Genomic DNA, 923 nt, shown 5'->3' with positions numbered 1-923 from the left:
TTGAGTCGGTAGCTGGCGCCTTTGAGGGTGTGGACCTCGGCGTGGTGAACCACGCGGTCGATCATCGCGGCGGCAACGGTCTGGTCGCCGAAGACCTCTCCCCAGCGGGCGAAGGGAAGGTTGCTGGTGAGGATCAGCGAGGCGTGTTCGTAGCGGGAGGACACGAGCTGGAAGAACAGGTTCGCTGCGTCTTGTTCGAAGGGCAGGTAGCCGACCTCGTCGACGATGATCAGTCCGTAGCGTTTGAGCTTGGCCAGCTCAGCAGCCAGCCGGTCCTGGGCGTGGTGCAGGCGATCGATCCACTGACTGGCGGTGCCGAAAAGCACCCGGTGGCCGGTGTGGCAGGCGGCGACGCCCAAGGCGATGGCCAGGTGCGTTTTTCCGGTGCCGGGCGGGCCCAACAGCACGACGTTGCGGGCTTCGGCGAGGTAGTGACCGGCCAGCAAGGGCGCCAGATCGGCCCGGCGGATGCCGGGTTGGTGATCGAAGATGAACTCCTCGACGGTCTTGGGGGCAGGGAATCCTGCGGCGCGGATCCGCAGCTGCGCTCCGGAAGCGTTGCGGGCGGCGACCTCCCGGTCCAGGACCGCGGCGAGATAGTCCTCGTGCGACCACCCGCCTGCCCGGGCTTGGTCGGCCAGCCTCGCGGCGGTCTGGGTGATCCGGGGTGCTTTCAGTGCTGCGGCCAGGTAGGCGATCTGCTTGAGCGTGTCCTCGCTCATCAGGCGACCTCCCCGTCGAGAGTGGTGTTCTCGTCGAGCTCGATCTCCACGCCGAAGGCACGGTCGTAGACCGACAGATCCCGCAGCAGCTCCTCGTCATCGGGGACTGGGCGGGGCTGCTGGAAGGCGGCCCGCAGCGTGGCCGCGGTGGCCACGTGCGCTGGGTCGGTGATGGTCATGTTCTTCGCCCACGCCCGTTGA

At 67.6% G+C, this 923-nt stretch carries 1 protein-coding gene and 1 pseudogene; both read right to left on the bottom strand.

Annotated features, from left to right (window positions below):
* Window positions 1-722 (bottom strand): IS21-like element helper ATPase IstB (istB, locus tag ABD220_RS17920; RefSeq protein ID WP_344124854.1); only part of this gene is annotated, 722 nt, incomplete at its 3' end.
* Window positions 722-923: pseudogene (locus tag ABD220_RS17915) on the bottom strand (hypothetical protein); the annotation flags it as partial. The gene istB and the pseudogene ABD220_RS17915, both read right to left, overlap by 1 nt.

It is taken from the genome of Kocuria aegyptia (assembly GCF_039530085.1).
In the GTDB taxonomy this organism is placed as follows: Bacteria; Actinomycetota; Actinomycetes; order Actinomycetales; family Micrococcaceae; genus Kocuria; species Kocuria aegyptia.
Note: the sequence above shows the minus strand (reverse complement) of the source record. Positions and strands in the feature narration are given on the sequence as shown.